The sequence below is a fragment of the Sphingobacterium composti genome, from assembly GCF_009829075.1.
GTDB classification, from domain to species: Bacteria; Bacteroidota; Bacteroidia; order Sphingobacteriales; family Sphingobacteriaceae; genus Sphingobacterium; species Sphingobacterium composti.
Window position 1 is genome coordinate 1 of sequence record NZ_WUQZ01000082.1, and the last position, 317, is coordinate 317.

Here is a 317-nt window from a genome sequence, read left to right on the forward strand (position 1 = left end):
ACTGATGCCCTGTTGGATGAGACGGTCAACTACCGTTGGGATGCCTAGCATTCGTTTCGACCCGTTATCTTTGGGAATTTCGACCCGTCTTACTGGAGCTGGGGAATAATCCCCTTGCTTGATGGATGTTAAAAGTTGCTCTTTGTGCTCTCTAAGATAATCCCCTAAGGATTCGACGCCCATCTTATCGATACCGCCAGCACCACGATTACCGACCACTTGTAAATAGGCAGTATTCAAGTTCTGACGGTCAAGGAGTTGTTCTAAAAGTCCATCTACTTTTGTGTTTGTATCGGTGAGGTTCTTTTCAATCATCC

General features: G+C 45.7%; 1 pseudogene. It reads right to left on the reverse strand.

The features are described 5' to 3' along the window. Nucleotides 1-317: pseudogene (locus GOQ17_RS16165) on the reverse strand (group II intron reverse transcriptase/maturase); the annotation flags it as partial.